At 55.3% G+C, this 19,196-nt stretch carries 15 protein-coding genes and 1 pseudogene; 10 read left to right on the forward strand and 6 right to left on the reverse strand.

All coding sequences use genetic code 11. The features are described 5' to 3' along the window. Positions 1 to 188: 188 nt before the first annotated feature. Positions 189 to 1,508 carry a sensor domain-containing diguanylate cyclase gene (locus ACSZPU_RS13825; RefSeq protein WP_498999685.1) on the reverse strand — a complete coding sequence of 440 codons (1,320 nt, stop codon included), beginning with the start codon at positions 1,506 to 1,508 and terminating at the stop codon, positions 189 to 191. 313 nt (positions 1,509 to 1,821) lie between these two features. Here ACSZPU_RS13825 and ACSZPU_RS13830 point away from each other — a divergent pair, with 313 nt between their 5' ends. The 4 genes and pseudogenes from ACSZPU_RS13830 to ACSZPU_RS13845 all read left to right on the forward strand — a co-directional run bounded on the left by ACSZPU_RS13830 (position 1,822) and on the right by ACSZPU_RS13845 (position 7,327). Beyond that, positions 1,822 to 4,032, forward strand: a complete 2,211-nt coding sequence (locus ACSZPU_RS13830) for a DUF8426 domain-containing protein (protein ID WP_498999688.1) — start codon at positions 1,822 to 1,824, stop codon at positions 4,030 to 4,032. 152 nt (positions 4,033 to 4,184) lie between these two features. Next, positions 4,185 to 5,332: pseudogene (locus ACSZPU_RS13835) on the forward strand (McrC family protein). A 117-nt stretch (positions 5,333 to 5,449) separates the two neighbouring features. Continuing rightward, positions 5,450 to 6,301, forward strand: a complete 852-nt coding sequence (locus ACSZPU_RS13840; RefSeq protein ID WP_498999690.1) for an aldo/keto reductase — start codon at positions 5,450 to 5,452, stop codon at positions 6,299 to 6,301. A gap of 36 nt (positions 6,302 to 6,337) precedes the next feature. Further along, positions 6,338 to 7,327 carry an aldo/keto reductase gene (locus tag ACSZPU_RS13845; protein ID WP_498999692.1) on the forward strand — a complete coding sequence of 330 codons (990 nt, stop codon included), beginning with the start codon at positions 6,338 to 6,340 and terminating at the stop codon, positions 7,325 to 7,327. 92 nt (positions 7,328 to 7,419) lie between these two features. On the opposite strand, the gene ACSZPU_RS13850 is transcribed toward ACSZPU_RS13845, so the two are convergent. Then, positions 7,420 to 8,871: an MFS transporter gene (locus tag ACSZPU_RS13850; RefSeq protein ID WP_498999695.1), complete on the reverse strand. Its 1,452-nt coding sequence runs from the start codon at positions 8,869 to 8,871 to the stop codon at positions 7,420 to 7,422. Between the two features lie 304 nt (positions 8,872 to 9,175). Between ACSZPU_RS13850 and ACSZPU_RS13855 the strand changes: the two genes are divergently transcribed. Together ACSZPU_RS13855 and ACSZPU_RS13860 are read left to right on the forward strand one after the other, a co-directional pair. Then, positions 9,176 to 9,868 (forward strand): heavy metal response regulator transcription factor, encoded by a 693-nt coding sequence (locus ACSZPU_RS13855; RefSeq protein WP_498999698.1) that lies wholly within the window; start codon positions 9,176 to 9,178, stop codon positions 9,866 to 9,868. Positions 9,869 to 9,877: 9 nt separating this feature from the next. Continuing rightward, positions 9,878 to 11,329 (forward strand): heavy metal sensor histidine kinase, encoded by a 1,452-nt coding sequence (locus ACSZPU_RS13860; protein WP_498999699.1) that lies wholly within the window; start codon positions 9,878 to 9,880, stop codon positions 11,327 to 11,329. 42 nt (positions 11,330 to 11,371) lie between these two features. Here the strand turns inward: ACSZPU_RS13860 and bhsA are convergent, their stop codons facing one another. Beyond that, positions 11,372 to 11,626 (reverse strand): multiple stress resistance protein BhsA, encoded by a 255-nt coding sequence (gene bhsA, locus ACSZPU_RS13865; protein WP_498999701.1) that lies wholly within the window; start codon positions 11,624 to 11,626, stop codon positions 11,372 to 11,374. A 443-nt stretch (positions 11,627 to 12,069) separates the two neighbouring features. Here bhsA and ACSZPU_RS13870 point away from each other — a divergent pair, with 443 nt between their 5' ends. Then, positions 12,070 to 12,411 (forward strand): helix-turn-helix domain-containing protein, encoded by a 342-nt coding sequence (locus tag ACSZPU_RS13870; protein WP_498999704.1) that lies wholly within the window; start codon positions 12,070 to 12,072, stop codon positions 12,409 to 12,411. Between the two features lie 132 nt (positions 12,412 to 12,543). On the opposite strand, the gene ACSZPU_RS13875 is transcribed toward ACSZPU_RS13870, so the two are convergent. Further along, complete coding sequence (locus ACSZPU_RS13875; protein WP_498999706.1) at positions 12,544 to 14,160, reverse strand: methyl-accepting chemotaxis protein; 1,617 nt, start codon at positions 14,158 to 14,160, stop codon at positions 12,544 to 12,546. 321 nt (positions 14,161 to 14,481) lie between these two features. Continuing rightward, entirely contained in the window at positions 14,482 to 14,796 is a 315-nt protein-coding gene (locus ACSZPU_RS13880) for a PTS sugar transporter subunit IIB (RefSeq protein WP_498999708.1), read from the reverse strand. A gap of 218 nt (positions 14,797 to 15,014) precedes the next feature. Here ACSZPU_RS13880 and ACSZPU_RS13885 point away from each other — a divergent pair, with 218 nt between their 5' ends. The 3 genes from ACSZPU_RS13885 (at position 15,015) to ACSZPU_RS13895 (ending at position 17,935) form a co-directional block, all read left to right on the forward strand. Next, positions 15,015 to 15,476: a DUF2946 domain-containing protein gene (locus ACSZPU_RS13885; protein WP_498999711.1), complete on the forward strand. Its 462-nt coding sequence runs from the start codon at positions 15,015 to 15,017 to the stop codon at positions 15,474 to 15,476. A gap of 126 nt (positions 15,477 to 15,602) precedes the next feature. Continuing rightward, positions 15,603 to 17,621, forward strand: a complete 2,019-nt coding sequence (locus tag ACSZPU_RS13890) for a TonB-dependent copper receptor (RefSeq protein WP_498999714.1) — start codon at positions 15,603 to 15,605, stop codon at positions 17,619 to 17,621. 53 nt (positions 17,622 to 17,674) lie between these two features. Further along, complete coding sequence (locus ACSZPU_RS13895; RefSeq protein ID WP_498999717.1) at positions 17,675 to 17,935, forward strand: DUF2534 family protein; 261 nt, start codon at positions 17,675 to 17,677, stop codon at positions 17,933 to 17,935. Positions 17,936 to 18,197: 262 nt separating this feature from the next. Here ACSZPU_RS13895 and ACSZPU_RS13900 read toward each other — a convergent pair whose 3' ends face one another. Next, on the reverse strand, positions 18,198 to 19,103 hold the full coding sequence (locus tag ACSZPU_RS13900) for a LysR family transcriptional regulator (RefSeq protein WP_498999718.1): 906 nt from the start codon (positions 19,101 to 19,103) through the stop codon (positions 18,198 to 18,200). Positions 19,104 to 19,196 lie beyond the last annotated feature (93 nt).

The following is a 19,196-nucleotide window of genomic DNA, read 5'->3' on the forward strand; positions in this document are numbered from 1 at the left end:
GGCCTCATTTCTCGCTGCCGTCCAGATCAGATGCATCGCTCTCTGGGCTAAAATCTTGTGACGACACTATCTAGTTAGCTAATTATTTTGAATAGGCTTTTGTAACGAATGGCCATGTGGTCTCCCCTTCTGAAGACAAGGATTTATCTTCAGAAGGGGTATTTTTTTATCAGCCGACAAGAACGGTATTAATCGTTTTTTGCGCCCGCGACAATCACCCGATTACGCCCCTGTTTTTTCGCCGCATACAGTGCAGTATCTGCCTTACCAATAAGCGCGCTGGCAATCATATGCTGGGGTTTATCCTCCGTGCGCATGCTCTCGCAGTCCAGCGTCGCCACACCGATGCTTATCGTTAAATAGCCCATCGGGCTGGCGGCATGCGGCAATTTCAGCGCGTTGATCTGCTCACGCAGACGCTCTGCGATGGACAATGCGGACGACTTATTGGTGTCCGGCAATATCACCAGAAACTCTTCGCCACCGTAGCGGCTGACGTTATCGTCCGGGTGCACTAGGGTAGTGACCAGCGCCTTCGCCACGATTTGCAGACACTCGTCTCCCGCCTGATGTCCCTGGCTGTCGTTATACAGTTTGAAAAAATCGATATCGACCAGACAAATAGAGAGCGGGAAATGGCCGTGACAGGAACGCGTGACTTCCGTCAGCAGACATTCGTCCATATAACGGCGGTTAAACAGGCCGGTCAGATGATCGTGCTGAGCATGCCGCTGCAATACCTGGTTTGCCCCCGCCAGCTTTTGTTCCGCCTGACGGCGCGCGGTGATATCCACCCAGGTGATCGATAGCCCCACCACGTTGCTGCTCGCATCGGATACAGCGATAGACTGCGCGTCATAACAGCGGTCATGCCAGATCATTTCACGCCGGGGGATCGTCTCACCTATGTCCGCCAGCGCGAAATCTTCCTCGAAGAGATGCCAGAACTCCGGCATATGCTGGGAAAGGTAGCTCTCCGCGAGTTCATGCCCGTCATTGTGCAGCAGATGATTCATCGCTTTATTCGACATCACCAGCCGACCATGACGGTCAATCATACACAGCGCGACAGGCGTGGTATCGTAGATGGTCTCCAGTTGCAATACCCGTTCGCCAAGGGTTGAGATATTGCGGTCCACACCCCGGTAACCACGCAACTCGCCGTTTTCGTCAAACAGGGGAACACCGCTGGTTTCGAGCACCACAATGCGGCCATCTGCGCGCTGGTTACGGTTCACCAGTCCTGAAAACGCCCTTTTCTCCTGCACAATTTCCATAAAGGCGCGACCCACGCGTTCGGCCTCGCCGGGCGGCATAAAATCAAACGGCGTTTTGCCAATCACCTCGCTCGGCGGATAACCCAGCAAACTGGTCACAACATCGGACGCCCAGGTATAACGCCCTTGCGCATCGACTTCCCACACCCAATCCGAATTTTGATTCAATAAATCATACAGATGCTGCACATCAACATCATGGAGGGGCAACGACTTTTCTTTATCATTCATGAGTGTTATCCGCATGTCCCAAAACCGCCCGGACAGCAAGGGCAAAGTGGTGTTGACGCCTGACTACACGCTTTCGCGATACCTGAATTATCTACCATTGATACAACAAATGTTAACGTTTTACTAATTCACTGTAACGATAGCAATGCGGATAAAGCTGAAACGCGCCCGCTCACAAAATTGCCCTCCTCAAGCCCGCGCGGCACGGGATAAAACATTCACTCTAAAAATAGAATGACACAGCCTGTCAGGGGCCTGTGCATAATGGCTCAACAGTATGAAATTTTTGACTACCCATTGGACGGAGTGTGCAATGACCGTAACGGCAGAACAACGAGAACAAATACTGACGAGTTTTCACAGCAGTTGGCCCTTTTCCGCACTGCAAAATCTGACGCTGGAGCAATACATTTGCATTGGTGATAAAAATACGCTGGCGTACTGGCTGGAGTTTGGTGGCGGTCGTTTTCTGGGTTCCATTAAAGGCGGCGATGCTTCCAAATTTGGCATTTACGAGCGAAAAGCGGAGGCCAAAGGTGAGCGCGGCTTTATCTCATCTGATGACCGCTACTCATGGAAAAATAAGTACGGAAATACCGCTGCAGAAGCCTTCGCGACCATCAAAGCCCACATCCTGACCATCGCGCGGGCGGCTCAGGCTGGCGACACGGAAACCATCGAAAATCTGGACTTTGAAGTTGCCTTAAAGTGGAAACTCGCATTTCTGTATCAAAATCATGATCATCCGTGTATGTTGGCAATTTATAAACTGCAGGCACTCCAGACCTTGCTGCCGGTGAATAAAAACCTCACGCACGCCGAAGCCTACCGCAGGCTGCTTGCAGAGCGCGGTAACAAACCGCTGATTCAATACGGTCTGGATCTGTGGAAAGAAAGTGAAACGGACACGAGTGATAACCGCCCGCAAAGCCTGGATAATATTGCCGATGATGAGAGCGAGACCGCTATCGACCAACCCCCTGCGGCATTAAACCAGATTCTCTATGGCCCGCCGGGAACCGGTAAAACCTGGAGCACGGTGAACCACACTCTGGCGATCCTCGATCCCGCTTTTCTTGACGCCCACCGCGACAATCGTGAGCGGCTAAAAAAACGTTTTGATGAACTGGCAAATGAAGGAAGCATTGATTTTGTCACCTTCCACCAAAGCTTTAGCTACGAAGATTTTGTCGAAGGTATCCGCGCAGACATTGATGAAGGTAACGTAGATGAAGAAAGCCAGCTTCAGTACCGCATAGAAGACGGCATCTTCAAAAAAGCGTGCATTCAGGCCCGACGCGATCGCTCAACGGAAATCAAACTGGGCATTGATGAAGCGCCACAGGTCTGGAAATTATCCATAGAGGAAGTGCACTCCAGCGGTTTTACCCGCGATTACTGTTTTCGCTACAACGAAGCACGCATCGGTTGGGGCTACGTTGGTGACCTGCGCACGGCAAATTTGAATGCCGAAGAACTCGAATTGGGCCCAAACGATCGCAATTCCCTCACCTATTTCAGCCAGACGGCAAAAGAGGGCGACATCATTCTCTGTCTTGCCAGTCAAACAGAAATCTGTGCCATGGGCGTTGTAACGGGAGCCTATTTCTATCAAGAGAACATCCCACAAGGTGTACGGGAAGACTATCAACATGTGCTACCCGTGAACTGGCTGCTTAAAGGTATTCGCTATGATATCCGCAAACAGAACGGCGACTTTATGTTACGTCCGCAAACCATGTATCCTCTGCGTCGCATAGTTCTTTCGGATCTCCTTGAAGCCTTACACAATGCCGGATTTGACTTAACGGAGCCGCAAAAAGCGGTGCCAACGCCTCACGTTCTGATTATCGATGAAATCAACCGAGGGAATATTTCCCGTATCTTTGGTGAACTCATTACCCTGATTGAGCCATCGAAACGCCAGGGGCAAAGCGAAGCGCTGGATGTCACGCTGCCCTACTCGAAGAAACGTTTTAGCGTGCCCGGTAATCTTTATATCATCGGCACCATGAATACCGCCGACCGTTCGCTATCCGGGCTGGATATTGCCCTGCGCCGCCGCTTCACCTTCATTGAAATGCCCTCGCAGCCGGAACTGTTGGATGACGTTATCATTCACCATGAAGAGGGGGACATTCACATCGGTAATCTGCTGCGCGTCATCAACCAGCGCATTGAAGTCTTACTGGATCGCGACCACTGCCTGGGTCACGCGTACTTTATGCCACTGAAGACGACCCCAACTTTGCCAACGCTGGCCTCCATCTTCAAAAACCAGGTCCTTCCGTTGTTGCAGGAGTACTTCTTTGAAGACTGGCAGCGTATTAACTGGGTGCTGAATGGTCATCATCCCGAGAACGTCACGCCACGCTTTATTTGCCCGCCGTCCGGCAGCCAGTCACTGGAAAAACTGTTTGGCAAAGAGCTCGCCGCCGAGCTTAGCGACAGACGCTGGCAGCGTAACGAAGCGGCCTTTATGTGCCTGGAGAGCTATCGCCTGATTCTCCGGGAGGTCGAGTGAAACAAAAGTGGATAACGGTTCGCGAGCACGCGCGCCTGACCACCTCGGATATCACAGACAGCCTCGATCGCGCGCAAATCGGTGCCAGCGCCTTCGACTGGCTGTGCCGATTACAGGCCGGGTTCAGTAAGCAAGGTGCCAGGCTGGTGGAAGTGGAAGACCGCCGCTGGCTCCGGCTGGACGGCTATGTCGGTATTATTCATACCCCGTGTGGGACGGACATTGAAATTCTGCCCAAGCATTTTGTCGAGGAAGACTCGCCGGAAAACAGCCGGGCGCTGCTGTGCAAACTGATTGCTTCTGCACTCAATTTGCCGTTCCGGGAAACCGGGGCGGCGGATCTGCAGCTGTTTCGCTTTCCGCTCACCGAGTGGATCATGCGCCAGTTTTTACTCGCGCTTGACCGCTTACTCAAACGTGGATTGCGCTTTGACTACCAGCAGGTTGAGGAAGAGCAACCTTATTTGCGCGGTCAACTGGATATGGCCAGACAGATGCGCCAGCCGCCGGGGCGTGAGCACCGCTTTCACCAGCGTCACGCGCTGTTTTTGCCGGACAGGCCGGAAAACCGTCTGCTGCGCCTGGCGCTGGATAACGTGTGTAAGCAGGCCAGAGAAGCTGACAACTGGCGCCTGGCGCATGAGCTGCATGCCATCATGCAAGAGATCCCACCCAGCCGACAGGTACGGCTCGATTTTTCCCACTGGCGTAACGAACGTCTGCTCGCCCACTATCAGCCCGTCCGTGGTGCGAACTGATCCTTGGGGAGCATATGCCAATGGCGGTTCAGGGGCAGTCGAAGGGAATCAGCCTGCTCTTTCCGATGGAACGTCTGTTCGAGCAGCATGTTGCGCGAACGCTTAAACAGCAGCTTCCCGCCACAGCGCATCTGCGTACTCAGGCAGCGGGCGAATACCTCTGTACCCACGACGGCGACAGCATGTTCAGGCTGAAACCGGATTTGTTGCTGGAGCACGGCAAAGAGAAATGGTTACTGGATACCAAGTGGAAGCGTCTGGATGCCGGGGCTCGCGACAACAAATATGACCTGGCGCAGCAGGATTTCTATCAGATGTTGGCCTACGGTCATAAATATCTTGATGGCCGGGGGGAGATGGTGCTGATTTACCCTAAAACACGGGATTTCCCCGCCCCGCTAAAACCCTTTATCTTCTCGCCAGAACTGACGCTGCACGTCTGGCCATATGATCTGGAGAGCGACAAATTAGTGGCATCTGACGTCCATACGCTGCCGCTCGTGGGAGAATCCGACGCACAGGCTCATACCGATGCCGCCTGAAAAGGCGGCGTTATTTATGAATCAGATTAATAAGCTCTAGCTCATTACCCCCTCTAATCCCTCCCTCTCCCCTGCGTTAAGCTTTGCCCGTCGACATAACATGCTATGGGGCAAAAAATGACTTCTGTGATTCTCAACAATGGTGTGACGATGCCCTTACAGGGCTTTGGCGTCTACCAGATGACCCAGCCAGAGGAGTGCGAACGCGCGGTTATTGACGCCATCGAAACCGGCTATCGTCTGATCGATACCGCCGCCTCCTATCAAAACGAAACGCAGGTCGGTAATGCCATTCGCCAAAGTGGTATTGCGCGCGATGCCCTCTTTGTCACCACCAAACTGTGGTTGCAGGGCACCAGCTATGAAGGGGCGAAAGCGCAGTTTGAACGCTCGCTGAACCGTCTGCAGATGGACTATGTTGACCTGTATCTTATCCACCAGCCTTTTGGCGATGTGCATGGTGCATGGCGGGCGATGGAAGAGCTGCATCACGCGGGGAAAATTCGCGCCATTGGCGTCAGCAATTTCCACCCCGACCGCCTGGCAGATCTGATGGCCTTCAACAAAGTTGCACCCGCCGTCAATCAGGTGGAGGTCAATCCGTTCCACCAACAGTTACAGGCCGCCGCGTGGATGCAAAGCCGCGGCATTCAGCCAGAAGCCTGGGCGCCTTTTGCCGAAGGCCGCAATAACCTCTTCACCCACCCGGTGCTGGCGGAAATCGGCAAACGCTATGGCAAAAGCACGGGGCAGGTTGTCCTGCGCTGGCTGTGGCAACGCGGCATCGTCTCGCTGGCGAAAACCGTGCGCAAAGAGCGGATGGCGGAAAATATCGCCATCACTGACTTCACCTTAACTGACGAAGATATGGTGCGCATCGCCGCTCTGGACACCGCCACCAGCGCCTTCTTTTCGCACCGCGACCCGACCATCGTCGAATGGCTGGCAAACCGAACCCTGGATGTCTAATCCCTCCATTCCCTCACGCAGGAAAGGAGTAGTATCATGCAAAAACGTATTCTTGGTCGTAACGGGCCGGAAGTCTCCGCGCTCGGCCTTGGCTGCATGGGGCTGAGCTTCGGCTATGGCCCGGCGACCGATAAAACAGCGGCGATAGAGCTGATTCGAACCGCCGTGGCACGCGGCGTGACCTTTTTCGATACCGCCGAAGTGTACGGCCCGTGGATTAACGAAGAGGTGGTGGGCGAAGCGTTGAAACCACTGCGCGACCAGGTGGTGATTGCCACCAAGTTCGGCTTCACCTTTGGCGATGACAATAAACAGCAGATCCTCAATAGCCGCCCGGAGCATATTCGCGAAGCGGTGGAAGGCTCGCTGCGCCGTCTGCAGATAGACACCATTGATTTGCTCTATCAGCACCGCGTAGACCCGGCGGTCCCGATCGAAGATGTTGCCGGAACGGTGAAAGATCTGATTGCCGAAGGCAAGGTCAAACACTTTGGTCTGTCAGAAGCTGGCGTACAAACCATCCGTCGCGCCCACGCCGTACAGCCGGTCAGCGCGCTGCAAAGCGAGTACTCCATGTGGTGGCGAGAGCCCGAGCAGGAGATTCTCCCGGTTCTCGAAGAGCTGAACATCGGCTTCGTCCCGTTCAGCCCGCTGGGTAAAGGTTTTCTGACCGGGGCCATCAGCGCGCAAACCACCTTTGACCAGAATGATTTTCGCAACAAGGTCCCCCGTTTCGCCGCCGAAGCGCGGGAAGCCAACCAGCAACTGGTTACCGTGTTAACCGGCATCGCTCAGGAGAAAGCAGCCACCCCCGCGCAGATTGCCCTGGCCTGGCTGCTGGCGCAAAAACCGTGGATTGTGCCCATCCCGGGCACCACCAAACTGCCCCGCCTGGAAGAGAACCTTGCCGCCGCCGACGTCACGCTTTCCGCTGAGGAATTACGCCATATCGCCACGGCGCTGGACGCTATCCGTATCACCGGCGATCGCTATCCCGCCGAGTTACAGGCACGCGTGGGAAAATAAACCAGAACGGTGAACCATAGAGAGAGTACAACGCTAGATCAACGTGAGCTAAATGAGGCCCTCGCCCGCAGGCGGGGGCTTTTTAGTCCGTCTTATTTCTTCGGCTTCTGCGAGACATTTCTCCCCGCCCCGGCCTCAAGACGGGTGATATCGTACAGCCCGACCGCCGTGATAAGCGCAATGATCACAAACCCCAGCTTAAAGGCCATGCCCTGAATATCGCCATACCCCAACTCGTCGGTGATGAGTGCGCCTGCGCGAATACTCAGCGCCCCCAGCGTGACCCCCAGGCCGTTGGCCAATTGCAATGAGGTACTAAAGAGCGTATTCGCCGAGCTCATCTCTGCCGTTGGCACCTCGGCAAACGCCAGCGAACTGATGCCGGTAAACTGCATTGAGCGGCTCAAGCCGCCGATAAACAACAACGCGAGGGTGAGCATTTGCGGAGAGTTCGGCGCTAAAAAGGCGCAGAAAAACAGCGACAGCACGCAGATTACCCCGTTGCCAATCAGCAGTTTTTTAAAGCCAAAGCGGCGAATCAGCGGTGTCGTGGCAGGCTTCATCGCCAGATTACCGGCAAAGACCGCCAGCACCAGCGACCCAGCCTCAAAGGCGCTCATCCCAAAGCCGACCTGGAACATCAGGGGCAGCATAAACGGCGCAGAGCTGATGGTGGCACGTAAAATAAACCCACCGCGCATGGTGACGCGGAAGGAATGTACCGACAGCGAGCTCAGGCCAATTAACGGCGCAGGGGCACGACGCAGATGGTGAATGCTCCACACCAGCGCCAGCAGGCCAACGACCAGGGTCACCCCGGCGCTCACCATACTCGCATGCTGCTGGCTGAACATCTCCAGCCCCGCTACCAGGCACATCATGGTCAGCCCCGTGGCGATAAAGCCGATCACATCGAACGGGCGCTTTTCCTCAGCCGACAGCCCCGGCATCATCTTCAGTGCCAGCACAATTGCCACCAGGCCCAGCGGCACATTGAGGAAAAAGATCCAGTGCCAGCTCGCATAGGTGGTAATAAAGCCCCCCAGCGGTGGGCCAATTATGGGTGCCACCAGCGCAGGCCAGGTCAGCGTAGCGATGGCCTTAATCAACTGGTCTTTCGGCGTGGTACGCAACACGACGAGCCGCCCAACCGGCACCATCATCGCGCCGCCCACCCCTTGCAAGACGCGCATCAGCACAAACTCGGTGACGTTGTTCGTCAGGCCGCAAAAGAGGGAGGCCACGGTAAAAATCAGCAGCGCCAGGCTAAAGACGGTTCGCGCACCAAAGCGCTCCGCTATCCAGCCGCTGGCCGGGATCAGCATCGCCAGCGTCAGTAAATAGGCACTGATACCAATATTCAAATCGATGGCGGAAACGCCAAAGGCTTTCGCCATGTCCGGCAGGGCGGTCGCGATCACCGTGCCATCAAGAAATTCCATAAAAAACGCGCTGGCAACCAGCAACGCCAACCCAGAAATACCCCCGGAACCGCGGACTTTTTCCCGGGGCGTTTGCACTTGGGCTGTCTCAGACGAGGCCATAACGTGCCCTCAACATGGATGACCTCAACTGTTTTGCAAAGGTCTGACAAGAATAGAGAAGTTGTTATACCAAAAATGCAAAGCGACGGTTACCCCATTTTCTCCTTGATTGTCCGTACATTGATATTTTGCAATTTATCACTGCCAGGCCACGCCGCTATGGACGTTATGGCTGCTTATCATCGGCTGTCTCTGACTCAAGCTGACAAAATTGTCAGTAAAATGTCAGCCAACTGTTGGCAATAACGAGATAAAATTAATCTCATCATCACATCGGTCCGTGGCGACAAAGGAAGAGCCCCGCATGCGACTTCTGCTGGTCGAAGATGAGGAAAAAACCTCGTCATATATTTATCGCGCGCTCAGCGAACTGGGTTTTACCGTTGACATCGCCGCCAGCGGCACAGAAGGTTTGCATCTGGCGGTTGAATTTGACTATGACGCCATCATTCTCGACGTCATGTTGCCAGGCCTTGACGGCTACAGCGTGTTAAAAGGCCTGCGCGCCAGTAAAAACACGCCGGTCCTGATGCTCTCTGCCCGCGGCTCTGTTGATGAGCGGGTTAAAGGGCTACGCCAGGGGGCAGACGATTACCTGCCCAAACCGTTTTCCCTGATTGAGCTGGTTGCCCGTATCCAGGCGTTGCTGCGCCGCCGTTCCAGCGATGGAGCCGACACCACGCAGTTGCAGATCCACGATTTGCATCTCGATCTGCTGGCCCGCCGCGTCACACGCGCTGGCGACCGTCTGGAATTGACGGCCAAAGAGTTTGCGCTGCTGAGCCTGCTCGCCCGCCACAAAGGTGAAATCCTCTCCAAGATGATGATCGCTGAACAGGTGTGGGATATGAATTTTGACAGCGATGCCAACGTCGTGGAGGTGGCGATCAAACGCCTGCGGGCCAAAGTGGACGCCCCCTACCCCGTTAAGCTGCTGCATACCGTCCGGGGCATGGGATATGTCCTTGAAACACGGCCCGAGAGCCCCGCGAAATAGAGTCCGTCTATGCTCAAACGTTCGATTTCAGGACGCCTTGCATTAATGTTTGCCCTCGCCTCCGTGCTGATCGTCTCGGCGATCGGCTTTTTGCTGCGCAGCACCCTGCATGAATCCTTGCAAAAGCAGATGTACAACGAGCTGCTGTTCAGGGAATCCCTGATGGAGCCGTGGCTGCTTTCACGCACCACGTTGCATAGCTGGCAAATGTTGCCCACCAAGCTCGCCGATATGGCCACCGCGGAAGGCGGGCGCGTCCAGTACTGGGTGCTGAGCGACGATCCCCGTTTTCAGGTGGGCGGTGAGCCGCCGGAAGGGATCAACTGGACGACGCTGGCCGACGGCTTTAGCGAAGCGCCGGGGGCCACGAAAAACTCCTGTTCCCTCTATATCCTGGTCAAATTGATTCCGGCACGCGGCGAACGCCCGGCGATCCGTTACGTAATTGCCATCGATTCCACCCCTTATATGGGCACGCTGGAGGAGTTCACCCGCACGCTGCTGCTGATCACCGCCCTCGGCGTGATGCTGGTTGCGGTGCTCGGTTTTATGATTGCACGCTTCGGCATGCGTCCGGTGAATACCATGAGCGAGCAGGCGCACAAACTCGCTCCCGGCGATCACGGACAGCGGCTCGACACTACCACTCTGCCGGATGAGCTACAAACGCTGGCGGAAGCGTTCAACGGCGTGCTGGAACGTCAGGAGGTCGCCTGGCGACAGCTGGAGAGCTTCAACGCCGACGTCGCCCACGAACTGCGCACCCCGCTGACCAATCTGATCGGGCAAACACAGTTGGGTCTGTCCCGCGAACGCTCCATGAGCGAGCTGGAAGATTTGCTGGAATCCAATCTGGAAGAGCTGGAGCGCATGACCTCCATCGTCAATGACATGCTGTTCCTGTCGCATGCTCAGGCCGGGGAACATGCCACCCAGCTTACCGAGGTGTCGCTACGCGAAGAGACCTGGAAAACCGCCGATTATGTCGAGCCCTCTTTTGCCGAGAAGAACCTCGCCATCAATGTGGAGGGGGATATCGTCGCCTGTATCGACCGTCGACTGTTCCACCGTTCGCTGGCGAATCTGCTGGAAAACGGTGCCCGCCATGCAAAACCCAATACCACGGTGACCGTTTCAATTCGCCAACGGCATGAGCATGCGATCATCGCGGTCGCCAACGTGGGCGAACCGATCGCCGCAGAGCATCTGGATCGTCTGTTTGAGCGTTTTTACCGTATCGATTCGTCACGCACGCGCAGCGATACTCACCACGGCCTGGGGTTATCCATCGTGCGTGCGGTCGCACTGATGCACCGTGGCGATGTGTTTGCCCGCAGCGAAAACGGCGTTAACACCTTCGGTCTGTCGCTGACGATCGGTAAAGCGCACGCGGGTGGGCGCAATGTTGCGCCGGGTGAGACAGCGACACGGGATGAGCAGACGCAATTCAAAAACGCCTGAGCAGAAAAGAAAACAGGAGGCGAACCCTCCTGTTTTTTACCCTTACTTGTAGATAATCGCCGTGCCGTGCATTTGGTTTTCGCCCCCGGCCGCGACGATGCGGTAAGAGCTTGCCCCCGCATCTTCGGCTTTTTGCGCCAGTTCCTCATGCAAACCAGACAGCGTTGTCGCGCCCGATGCCGAGACCGACCCCATTTTTTGCAGGCCACTATCGGATTCCACAGGGACGGCTGCCAGTGCACCGGCGGAAAATACGCCAAATATCATTGCGGTAATAATGCCTTTCGTCGTCTTCATGTTTCCACCTCGCAAAGAGAAAAGTCAGGAATATCCGCTGACATGGATGAGTCTAGAAGGGCCAACTGTCAGGACACTGACGCAAAAATAACAGACGTGTCAGATAACAAAAATATACATTTATTTTAATTTATTCATCAAATACTATTATTAAAAATACCTGCATGGATTAATTAGAATTCTAATAAACAGCCGCCGCGATAAAAAATGTAAATCTGGGTATATTTTTAGTACTCCCCGTTTCATCAACGGCCCGCCAGACCGCGCCGTTAGCCACTTCGTTCACAAACCTGTCAGGAATGTCATTTTCACGTCACGGTCGCGACAGCCACGCTGATTTAAACTTAGACTTCAACGTAATACGTCAGGTAATTATGTAGTGCACTTTTCCGAACGCTAAAGAGACGTAGAGCATTCATATTTAGCAAAGAGGGGCATGTATTATGACCATGCAAAAATCGGTTATCCTCGATATTCAGACATGGATTGATAATAATATTGACAAACCTTTACGGATTAATGATGTTGCCCATCGGGCAGGATATTCCAAATGGCATTTACAGCGCCTCTTTCATGAAATTATCGATATTCCGCTAGGCGTTTATATTCGCAACAAAAAGCTGGAAGGCGCTGCGCACGACCTGAGCGTGACCCGGGAATCGATTATCACCATCTCGACCCGCTACGGCTTCGATTCCCAGCAGACGTTCACCCGGGTGTTTACCAAGAAATACAGCATGCCGCCAGGCGCCTGGCGTCGGCACCATCAGCCAAACGAGGGGTAGTTTTCCCTCAGGCAACGTCTCACCCCGGCCCTCTCCCCAAAGGGGCGAGGGAGGAATGCGAGCAGTCCGCACAATCGAGTAGCCCGGATAAGGCGCTTGCGCCGCATCCGGGAATCGTCCCCGGCGACGCGATCACGCCGTCCTTAACACCGCGTCCGGCACCGTATTTATCTCACTTGCGCGATAGCGCGAACTCTCGGTTCGGAACACGCTCATCAGCGCCACCAGATGCTGCGCCTGATCGCGCAGATCCTCCGCCGCCGTACTCGACGCCCCCACCAGCGCGGCGTTTTGCTGCGTCACTTTATCCAGTTGGGTAATGGCATCATTCACCTGCCCAACGCCCAGCTCCTGCTCACGCGTCGTCACGCCAATCTCGTCGATCATCCCCGCTACATGGTGCGACTGTCGCACCAGCTCACCAATGGTCGCCCCCGCGTGATTCACCAACGCCGTACCGTTATCCACGCGCTCGATACTGTCCATAATCAGCGTCTTAATCTCTTTTGCCGCAGATGCCGAACGCTGAGCCAGTGAGCGCACTTCCCCCGCAACCACCGCAAAGCCCCGGCCCTGCTCCCCTGCCCGCGCCGCTTCCACCGCCGCGTTCAGCGCCAGGATATTGGTCTGGAAGGTGATGCCATCAATCACCGCGATAATCTCGCTAATTTTGCGTGAGCTTTGGCTGATCTCATCCATCGTTCGCACGATGTTCTCGATCGCCTCACCTCCTTTCGCGGCAATTTCGCTGGCGGTCGTCGCCTGCTGATTGGTGACCCGCACCGTATCCGCATTCTGACGAATCGCCTGACCGATTTGCTCCATCGATGCGGCCGTTTGCTGCAAACTGGCCGCCTGCTGCTCGGTGCGCTGGCTCAAATCGGTGCTTCCCTCCGCCACGCCATTTGCCCCTGCCGAAATAGACTCACTGCTTTCCCTCACCTGATTGACGATACCGCTCAGGCTTTGTCGCATCTCATCCATCCCGGCCAGCAGGCTGGTGCTGTCATGCGGGGCAAGCGTAATACGGGTCGCCAGATTTCCCTGCGCAATCTCATGGACCACCTGCAACGCATAGGCCGGTTCGCCTCCCAACTGGCGCTTAATGTAGCGCGTGGAAAGCCAGGCAATTGCCACTCCCAGCAATGTCGCCACAGCGGCAATGATCAGCAGAACATTCCCCGCAGAACGCGCGCTTGCGGTGGAGACCGCCGCCGCCGAAGTCGTACTGGCCTGCTGGGTCTGAATCATGCCGGAGATCTCTTCAAACAGACGCACCTGCAGAGGCTGCATCTTCTCCACCGCCATCGATTGGGCGTCCAGCATCTGTCCGTTCTTCGCCAGCCCCACCGTCTGGCGTACCACATTGACGTACTCTACCTGGGTGGTTTTAAAGTTGCTCAGCATATTTTGTACGTCAGCCTCCTGCACATTCGCCTGCAACTGTGCCACCAGCTCGTCATTGCGTTTGATCGACAGTTCGGTCAGCTTCTCCTCTTCCATCTGGCTCTTTTCATCATCCTGAAACACCATGATGAAAGTGGCCTTGGTGGCGTTATTGAGGTTGTCCTTTAGCGCCTGCATCGACAGCAGGTTGGTCAAATGGTATTTCTCGTAAAACTCAATGTGTTTACTGGTGTTAATCAATTCAGCCCGACCAAAAATCGCTACCAACAAACCAATAGCGATAATCGCGGCAAAACCGGTGCCCAACAGCGCACCCAGAGAGAAATGTCTTTTTAGTCGCATATATCCCTCGATCAATGAATCCTCAACATCTTAACGGCGCTTTGCATCACTCCCGCAGAACGCAATTGCACGCACAGGAATGCGTAATAGCGAACAGGGTTAATATACGTAGCGTAAAAAACGGGGGAAAATATGAAATAGCGATGGTTTGAATAAACGGACAGGTTGCACCAGGGCAGGCGGCTGGATGAGCAGGAACAGAGAGGACTACCTACATTAACATCTTATTTTTCACCAGGATAGAAAACACACCAGCGCACTGCTGGCTCATCCCTGAGCCACTCCTTCGTAAGCTCAATATGGAAATGTTCACATAACAATTTAATCAACCAGTTCCTCCATTCGATCAATGGCAAATTTTAATATTTTCTCTGCATCGATGGCGGCATACGGATAGCCATCAATAACCTCAATATGTTGTCCTTCTTTAATCGCCTTTTTCAGTTCTTCTTTTTTATATTGAATATGCGGCGCAACCAGGAAGCAATCAAAAGCAGGCGCCACGCTGGCGAATGCATCTGACCCTATTCCGCTAATTTGAATCTGATACATATGTGCGTCTGCAACATCCTGCATTTTTTTAGCCAGCGTTACCGCCGTGTTACCAAACAGGCAACATATTAATAACCTTTTCATGATGGTACCCTCCTGGACGTTACCGATACGCTATCCCTGCCCAATAGCAAAAAATGAGCACTACATCACTTTTTTTAGATATATGCGTTTAAAAGTTAACCAACTTGCCTTAACCCATCCCACGTACAAAATCATCACCCCAGCGAATAAATCATCTGTAACAACTGAGATGAGAATAAGATACACTTACGCCTCATAAACCGTGTGGTGGGTATTTTTTGTACGGACGCAGCGTCATCCTGAGGTCAGGCGCATGGCTTGCGCTACTGGCGATGGTCATGGTGTTTATTGCCCCGGCGATCTCTAAATCGCTGATGCAAACCCGTGCCTGCGAACACCACACGTCAATGCCTGCCATGGATATGTCCCACGAACACCATAAAATGGCAGACATGACCGATATGCCAGAACCGGCAACCTGCCACGACGGTATAATGATGCACTCGCTGCTGATGCCGGATACCGGGCAGTCGCCGATGGAGCAAATCGCCTGCGGATACTGCCAGCTGCTGGTTCATCTCCCGGTTATTCTGTTTATCTTCGCGGTCCTGCTGCGCCTTCTCGCCCTGCTCGCCCGCTGGATCCCTTTTACCGACTATCGCTGTCCGCGGATATTCCGCGCCTGGACGCCACAGCGCGCCCGCGCCCCGCCACTGTCGTCGTTCCACTTTTCCCTTTAACACGTTATCTGTCACTCACAGGTCAGTGATTCGGCTGCGCGCATTCGCAAGCTGGATACGTCTTGTTGGCGATCCCCGTTTCTATGGGGTGAACAAGACACGCCTGTACGACCTTAAGGCAATAAAATGGAATTACGACACGTTACGCGCACGCCGCTGGCCACTCTGGTGCTGACGGCCTGCTTCGCCTGTACCGCTCAGGCCGAAGAACAACACAACCATGATGAAATGAGCAACGACGGGGTGATGATCGTCACCGCACCGGTTACCTCTCCGTTGACCATCGTGACCTCGCCGAAAACGCCGCGTCAGCCGGTGCCCGCCAGCGACGGCTCAGATTACCTGAAAACCATCCCCGGTTTTTCGCAAATCCGCAACGGCGGCACCAACGGTGACCCGGTGTTTCGCGGCATGTTTGGCTCGCGCCTGCGCATCATGACCAACAACGGCGAGATGCTCGGTGCCTGCCCCGCCCGTATGGACGCGCCCACCTCCTACATTTCGCCGGAAAGCTTTGATGTCCTGACGCTGATTAAAGGGCCACAAACCGTCCTCTGGGGTCCCGGCAACTCGGCGGGCACCCTGCGTTTTGACCGGGAACCACCGCGCTTTGATAAATCCGGCATCCAGGGCACCGCCAGCCTGCTGACCGCATCGAACAGCCGTTGGGATGAAAATGCCGACGTCAGTTTCGGTAGCGAAGACGGCTATGTGCGCCTGATCGGCAACAAATCACGCTCAGGGGATTACAAAGACGGCGACGGTGACCGGGTAGCCTCGAAGTGGGACAAATGGAATGCGGATGTCGCCGTCGGCTGGACGCCGGACAAAGACACCCTGCTGGAACTCACCGCCGGTAAAGGCGATGGCGAAGCCCGTTACGCAGGCCGCAGCATGGACGGCTCGCAGTTTAAGCGTGAAAGCCTGGGGGCACGCTTTGAGAAATCGAACATTAGCGAGGTATTCGACAAATTCGAGGCCAATGTCTATTACAACTACGCCAACCACATCATGGACAACTACACGCTGCGCTCCCCGGACAGCGGCGGCATGTCGATGGGATCGTCAATGAGTATGAGCATGCCAATGGCGATGCAGCTCGACCGCCGCACTCTGGGCGGACGGACGATGGCCACGTTTATCTGGTCTGACTATGAGCTGCGCAGCGGGCTGGATATGCAAACCAACACCCATCGCAGCAAAGAGGAGAGCGGCTGGAGCAAAGATGCCCGCTTCCAGGATTACGGGGTGTTTAGCGAGCTGACCTGGAATGCCAGCGCAGAAGGCAAAGTGATCGGCGGCTTACGCTTTGATAACGTCCAGGTGGATAACGACAGCGGTACGGGCGCGGATAAACGCAGCGATACCCTGCCCGCGGGCTTTATGCGCTATGAGCATACGCTGTCGGATATGCCACTGATGCTTTACGCGGGTGTGGGCTATACCGAGCGCTTCCCCGATTACTGGGAGCTGTTTTCACCCACCTATGGTCCTGGCGGCACGACCGATGTGTTCGATTCGGTGAAAACCGAAAAGACCACCCAACTGGATATCGGCGCGCAGTATAACGGCAAGCGGGTTAATAGCTGGGTCTCTGCGTACATCGGCCGGGTCAATGATTTTATCCTTTTCCGCTATGACCCCACCAACTCGCGCATCAGCCAGGCGGATAACGTCGACGCCACCATTATGGGCGGCGAAGTCGGCATGAGTTATAAGCTGACGGAGACGTGGAAAACCGACGCCAGTCTGGCCTGGTCGTGGGGGGAAAATACCGATGACCACCAGCCGCTACCACAAACGCCACCGCTGGAAGCGCGACTCGGCCTGACGTGGGAAAAAGGCGACTGGAGCAGCACCGGACTGTTACGTTTGGTCAGCAGCCAGCACCGGGTGGCTATCAACCAGGGGAACGTGGTAGGTAAAGATTTTGACAATAGCCCTGGTTTTGCCATTCTGTCCGCCAATGCGGCCTGGCAGGCCAACAAGTACATCAAGGTCAGTACCGGGGTCGATAACCTGCTGAATAAAACCTACACCGAGCATCTGAATCTGGCGGGTAACAGCACCTTTGGTTATTCGTCAAATACGCCGGTTAACGAGCCCGGAAGAACGTTCTGGGCCAAAATGAACGTCACATTCTGATTATCATCGCGGCCCATCACCTGCGGGCCGCACAGAACAATATGGAGGTTTACATGCTGGCAAAATTGCGTACCCGTGAGGGTAAAAAATTCCTTATCGCCGTCGCCATCGTCTTTGTGGTTGCCGTGTCGGTGGTTTCAGAAGCCGCCTTCCAGGGCGTGGTGGATCAGTACAATTTGCCGATGGATCAGTGGTCGGTGTCGATGTTTGTGATTCAGGGCGCGTGGGTGTTTATCTATAGCCTGATGTTTACGATCATCGGCTCGCTGCCGTTCGCGTTTTGGTTTTTGGGGCCGAAGGACGACCGCGGGTAGGTGGACTTTCCCGGATGGCGGCGTAAACGCCTTATCCGGGCTACGCGTGCGGCGCTCGCGGGTAATACGTGGCCCGGCTTAGCGCAGCGCCAGCCGGGGAATGCGCGGCATTGAGTTCGGTACCAATCTCCCCCCCTCACCCTAACCCTCTCCCTCAAGGGAGAGGGGACCGATCGAGTGCGGTATGGGGTTGCTTTTCTCCCTCTCCCTGTGGGAGAGGGCCGGGGTGAGAGCATCAGACCGCACACTGCCCTGCTCCACCTCACCCACCAATATCCAACTCACTCAATGCAGAAAGCAGCGCATCCACCTTTGGCAATAACTGCTTGCGTCGCGGCCACACCAGCGTCAGTGCCAGCCCGTCCGGCTGAATCTGCGGCAAAATAACCTCCAGTTCCCCGCGCGCCAGGGCGTCGCGAATCAGCCACGTCGGCATCTGGGCCACGCCTAACCCGCTGCGAATCGCCTGCAACTGCGCATCCACATCCCCCAGTGCCATCCGGTACGGCACGGAGAGCCAGTCCGGATGCCCGTCTTCCGTCAGCAATTGCCACGGCTTACTGCTGCCATCGACGCGCTCGTACAAAATCGCCCGGTGCTGCAACAGCACCTCGACGCTCTGCGGGCGGCCCTCGCGCGCCAGATAGTCGGGCGAGGCGCAGAACACCATCTTTTCGCGTCCCAGTTGCCGACACCCCAGCGACGTCGACATCTCCGCCGTTTTGCCAATCCGCACCGCAACATCAATCCCTTCATCAAACAGATCCACAAAGCGGTCGGAAAACGTCAGGCTGATATCAATCTCCGGATGCTGCTGGCAAAACGTAATCAGCAGCGGCATCACCCCCAGCCTGCCGTAGGTGTTGGGCACCGCCAGCCGCAGCCGCCCGGAGGGAATACTGCGATGCGCCGCCAGCACCGCTTCCGCCTCAGCCAGCTCCTCCATAATCCGAATACAGGTCTGGTAATAGGCGTGCCCGGCGTCGGTCAGTTTAAGGCGTCGGGTGGTCCGCTCCAGCAGCTTTGAGCCCAGCCGCGCCTCCAGCCGGCTCACGCTTTTGCTGATGGCGGAGCCGGTCACATGCAGGCGTTCCGCCGCGGCGGCAAAGCTGCCCCCTTCTATGCTGGCGACAAAGGGCACAATGTCTTTCAGTCGTTGATCGTGCATCGATTCGTGAACTCAGGTTAGGGAAGGTGCGATTTAATCGGTGGGGTTCAGTGGAGTCCTTAGCTGTATTAGCCTTACCTTAGCTGAGCTGTA

Origin of the sequence: Phytobacter sp. V69 (assembly GCF_965644215.1) — a bacterium.
Lineage (GTDB): Bacteria > Pseudomonadota > Gammaproteobacteria > Enterobacterales > Enterobacteriaceae > Phytobacter.

Coding starts and splice junctions, on each gene's coding strand:
- ACSZPU_RS13825 (WP_498999685.1), bottom strand. CDS start 1,508: ATGAATGATAAAGAAAAGTCGTTGCCCCTCCATGATGTTGATGTGCAG.
- ACSZPU_RS13830 (WP_498999688.1), top strand. CDS start 1,822: ATGACCGTAACGGCAGAACAACGAGAACAAATACTGACGAGTTTTCAC.
- ACSZPU_RS13840 (WP_498999690.1), top strand. CDS start 5,450: ATGACTTCTGTGATTCTCAACAATGGTGTGACGATGCCCTTACAGGGC.
- ACSZPU_RS13845 (WP_498999692.1), top strand. CDS start 6,338: ATGCAAAAACGTATTCTTGGTCGTAACGGGCCGGAAGTCTCCGCGCTC.
- ACSZPU_RS13850 (WP_498999695.1), bottom strand. CDS start 8,871: ATGGCCTCGTCTGAGACAGCCCAAGTGCAAACGCCCCGGGAAAAAGTC.
- ACSZPU_RS13855 (WP_498999698.1), top strand. CDS start 9,176: ATGCGACTTCTGCTGGTCGAAGATGAGGAAAAAACCTCGTCATATATT.
- ACSZPU_RS13860 (WP_498999699.1), top strand. CDS start 9,878: ATGCTCAAACGTTCGATTTCAGGACGCCTTGCATTAATGTTTGCCCTC.
- bhsA (WP_498999701.1), bottom strand. CDS start 11,626: ATGAAGACGACGAAAGGCATTATTACCGCAATGATATTTGGCGTATTT.
- ACSZPU_RS13870 (WP_498999704.1), top strand. CDS start 12,070: ATGACCATGCAAAAATCGGTTATCCTCGATATTCAGACATGGATTGAT.
- ACSZPU_RS13875 (WP_498999706.1), bottom strand. CDS start 14,160: ATGCGACTAAAAAGACATTTCTCTCTGGGTGCGCTGTTGGGCACCGGT.
- ACSZPU_RS13880 (WP_498999708.1), bottom strand. CDS start 14,796: ATGAAAAGGTTATTAATATGTTGCCTGTTTGGTAACACGGCGGTAACG.
- ACSZPU_RS13890 (WP_498999714.1), top strand. CDS start 15,603: ATGGAATTACGACACGTTACGCGCACGCCGCTGGCCACTCTGGTGCTG.
- ACSZPU_RS13895 (WP_498999717.1), top strand. CDS start 17,675: ATGCTGGCAAAATTGCGTACCCGTGAGGGTAAAAAATTCCTTATCGCC.
- ACSZPU_RS13900 (WP_498999718.1), bottom strand. CDS start 19,103: ATGCACGATCAACGACTGAAAGACATTGTGCCCTTTGTCGCCAGCATA.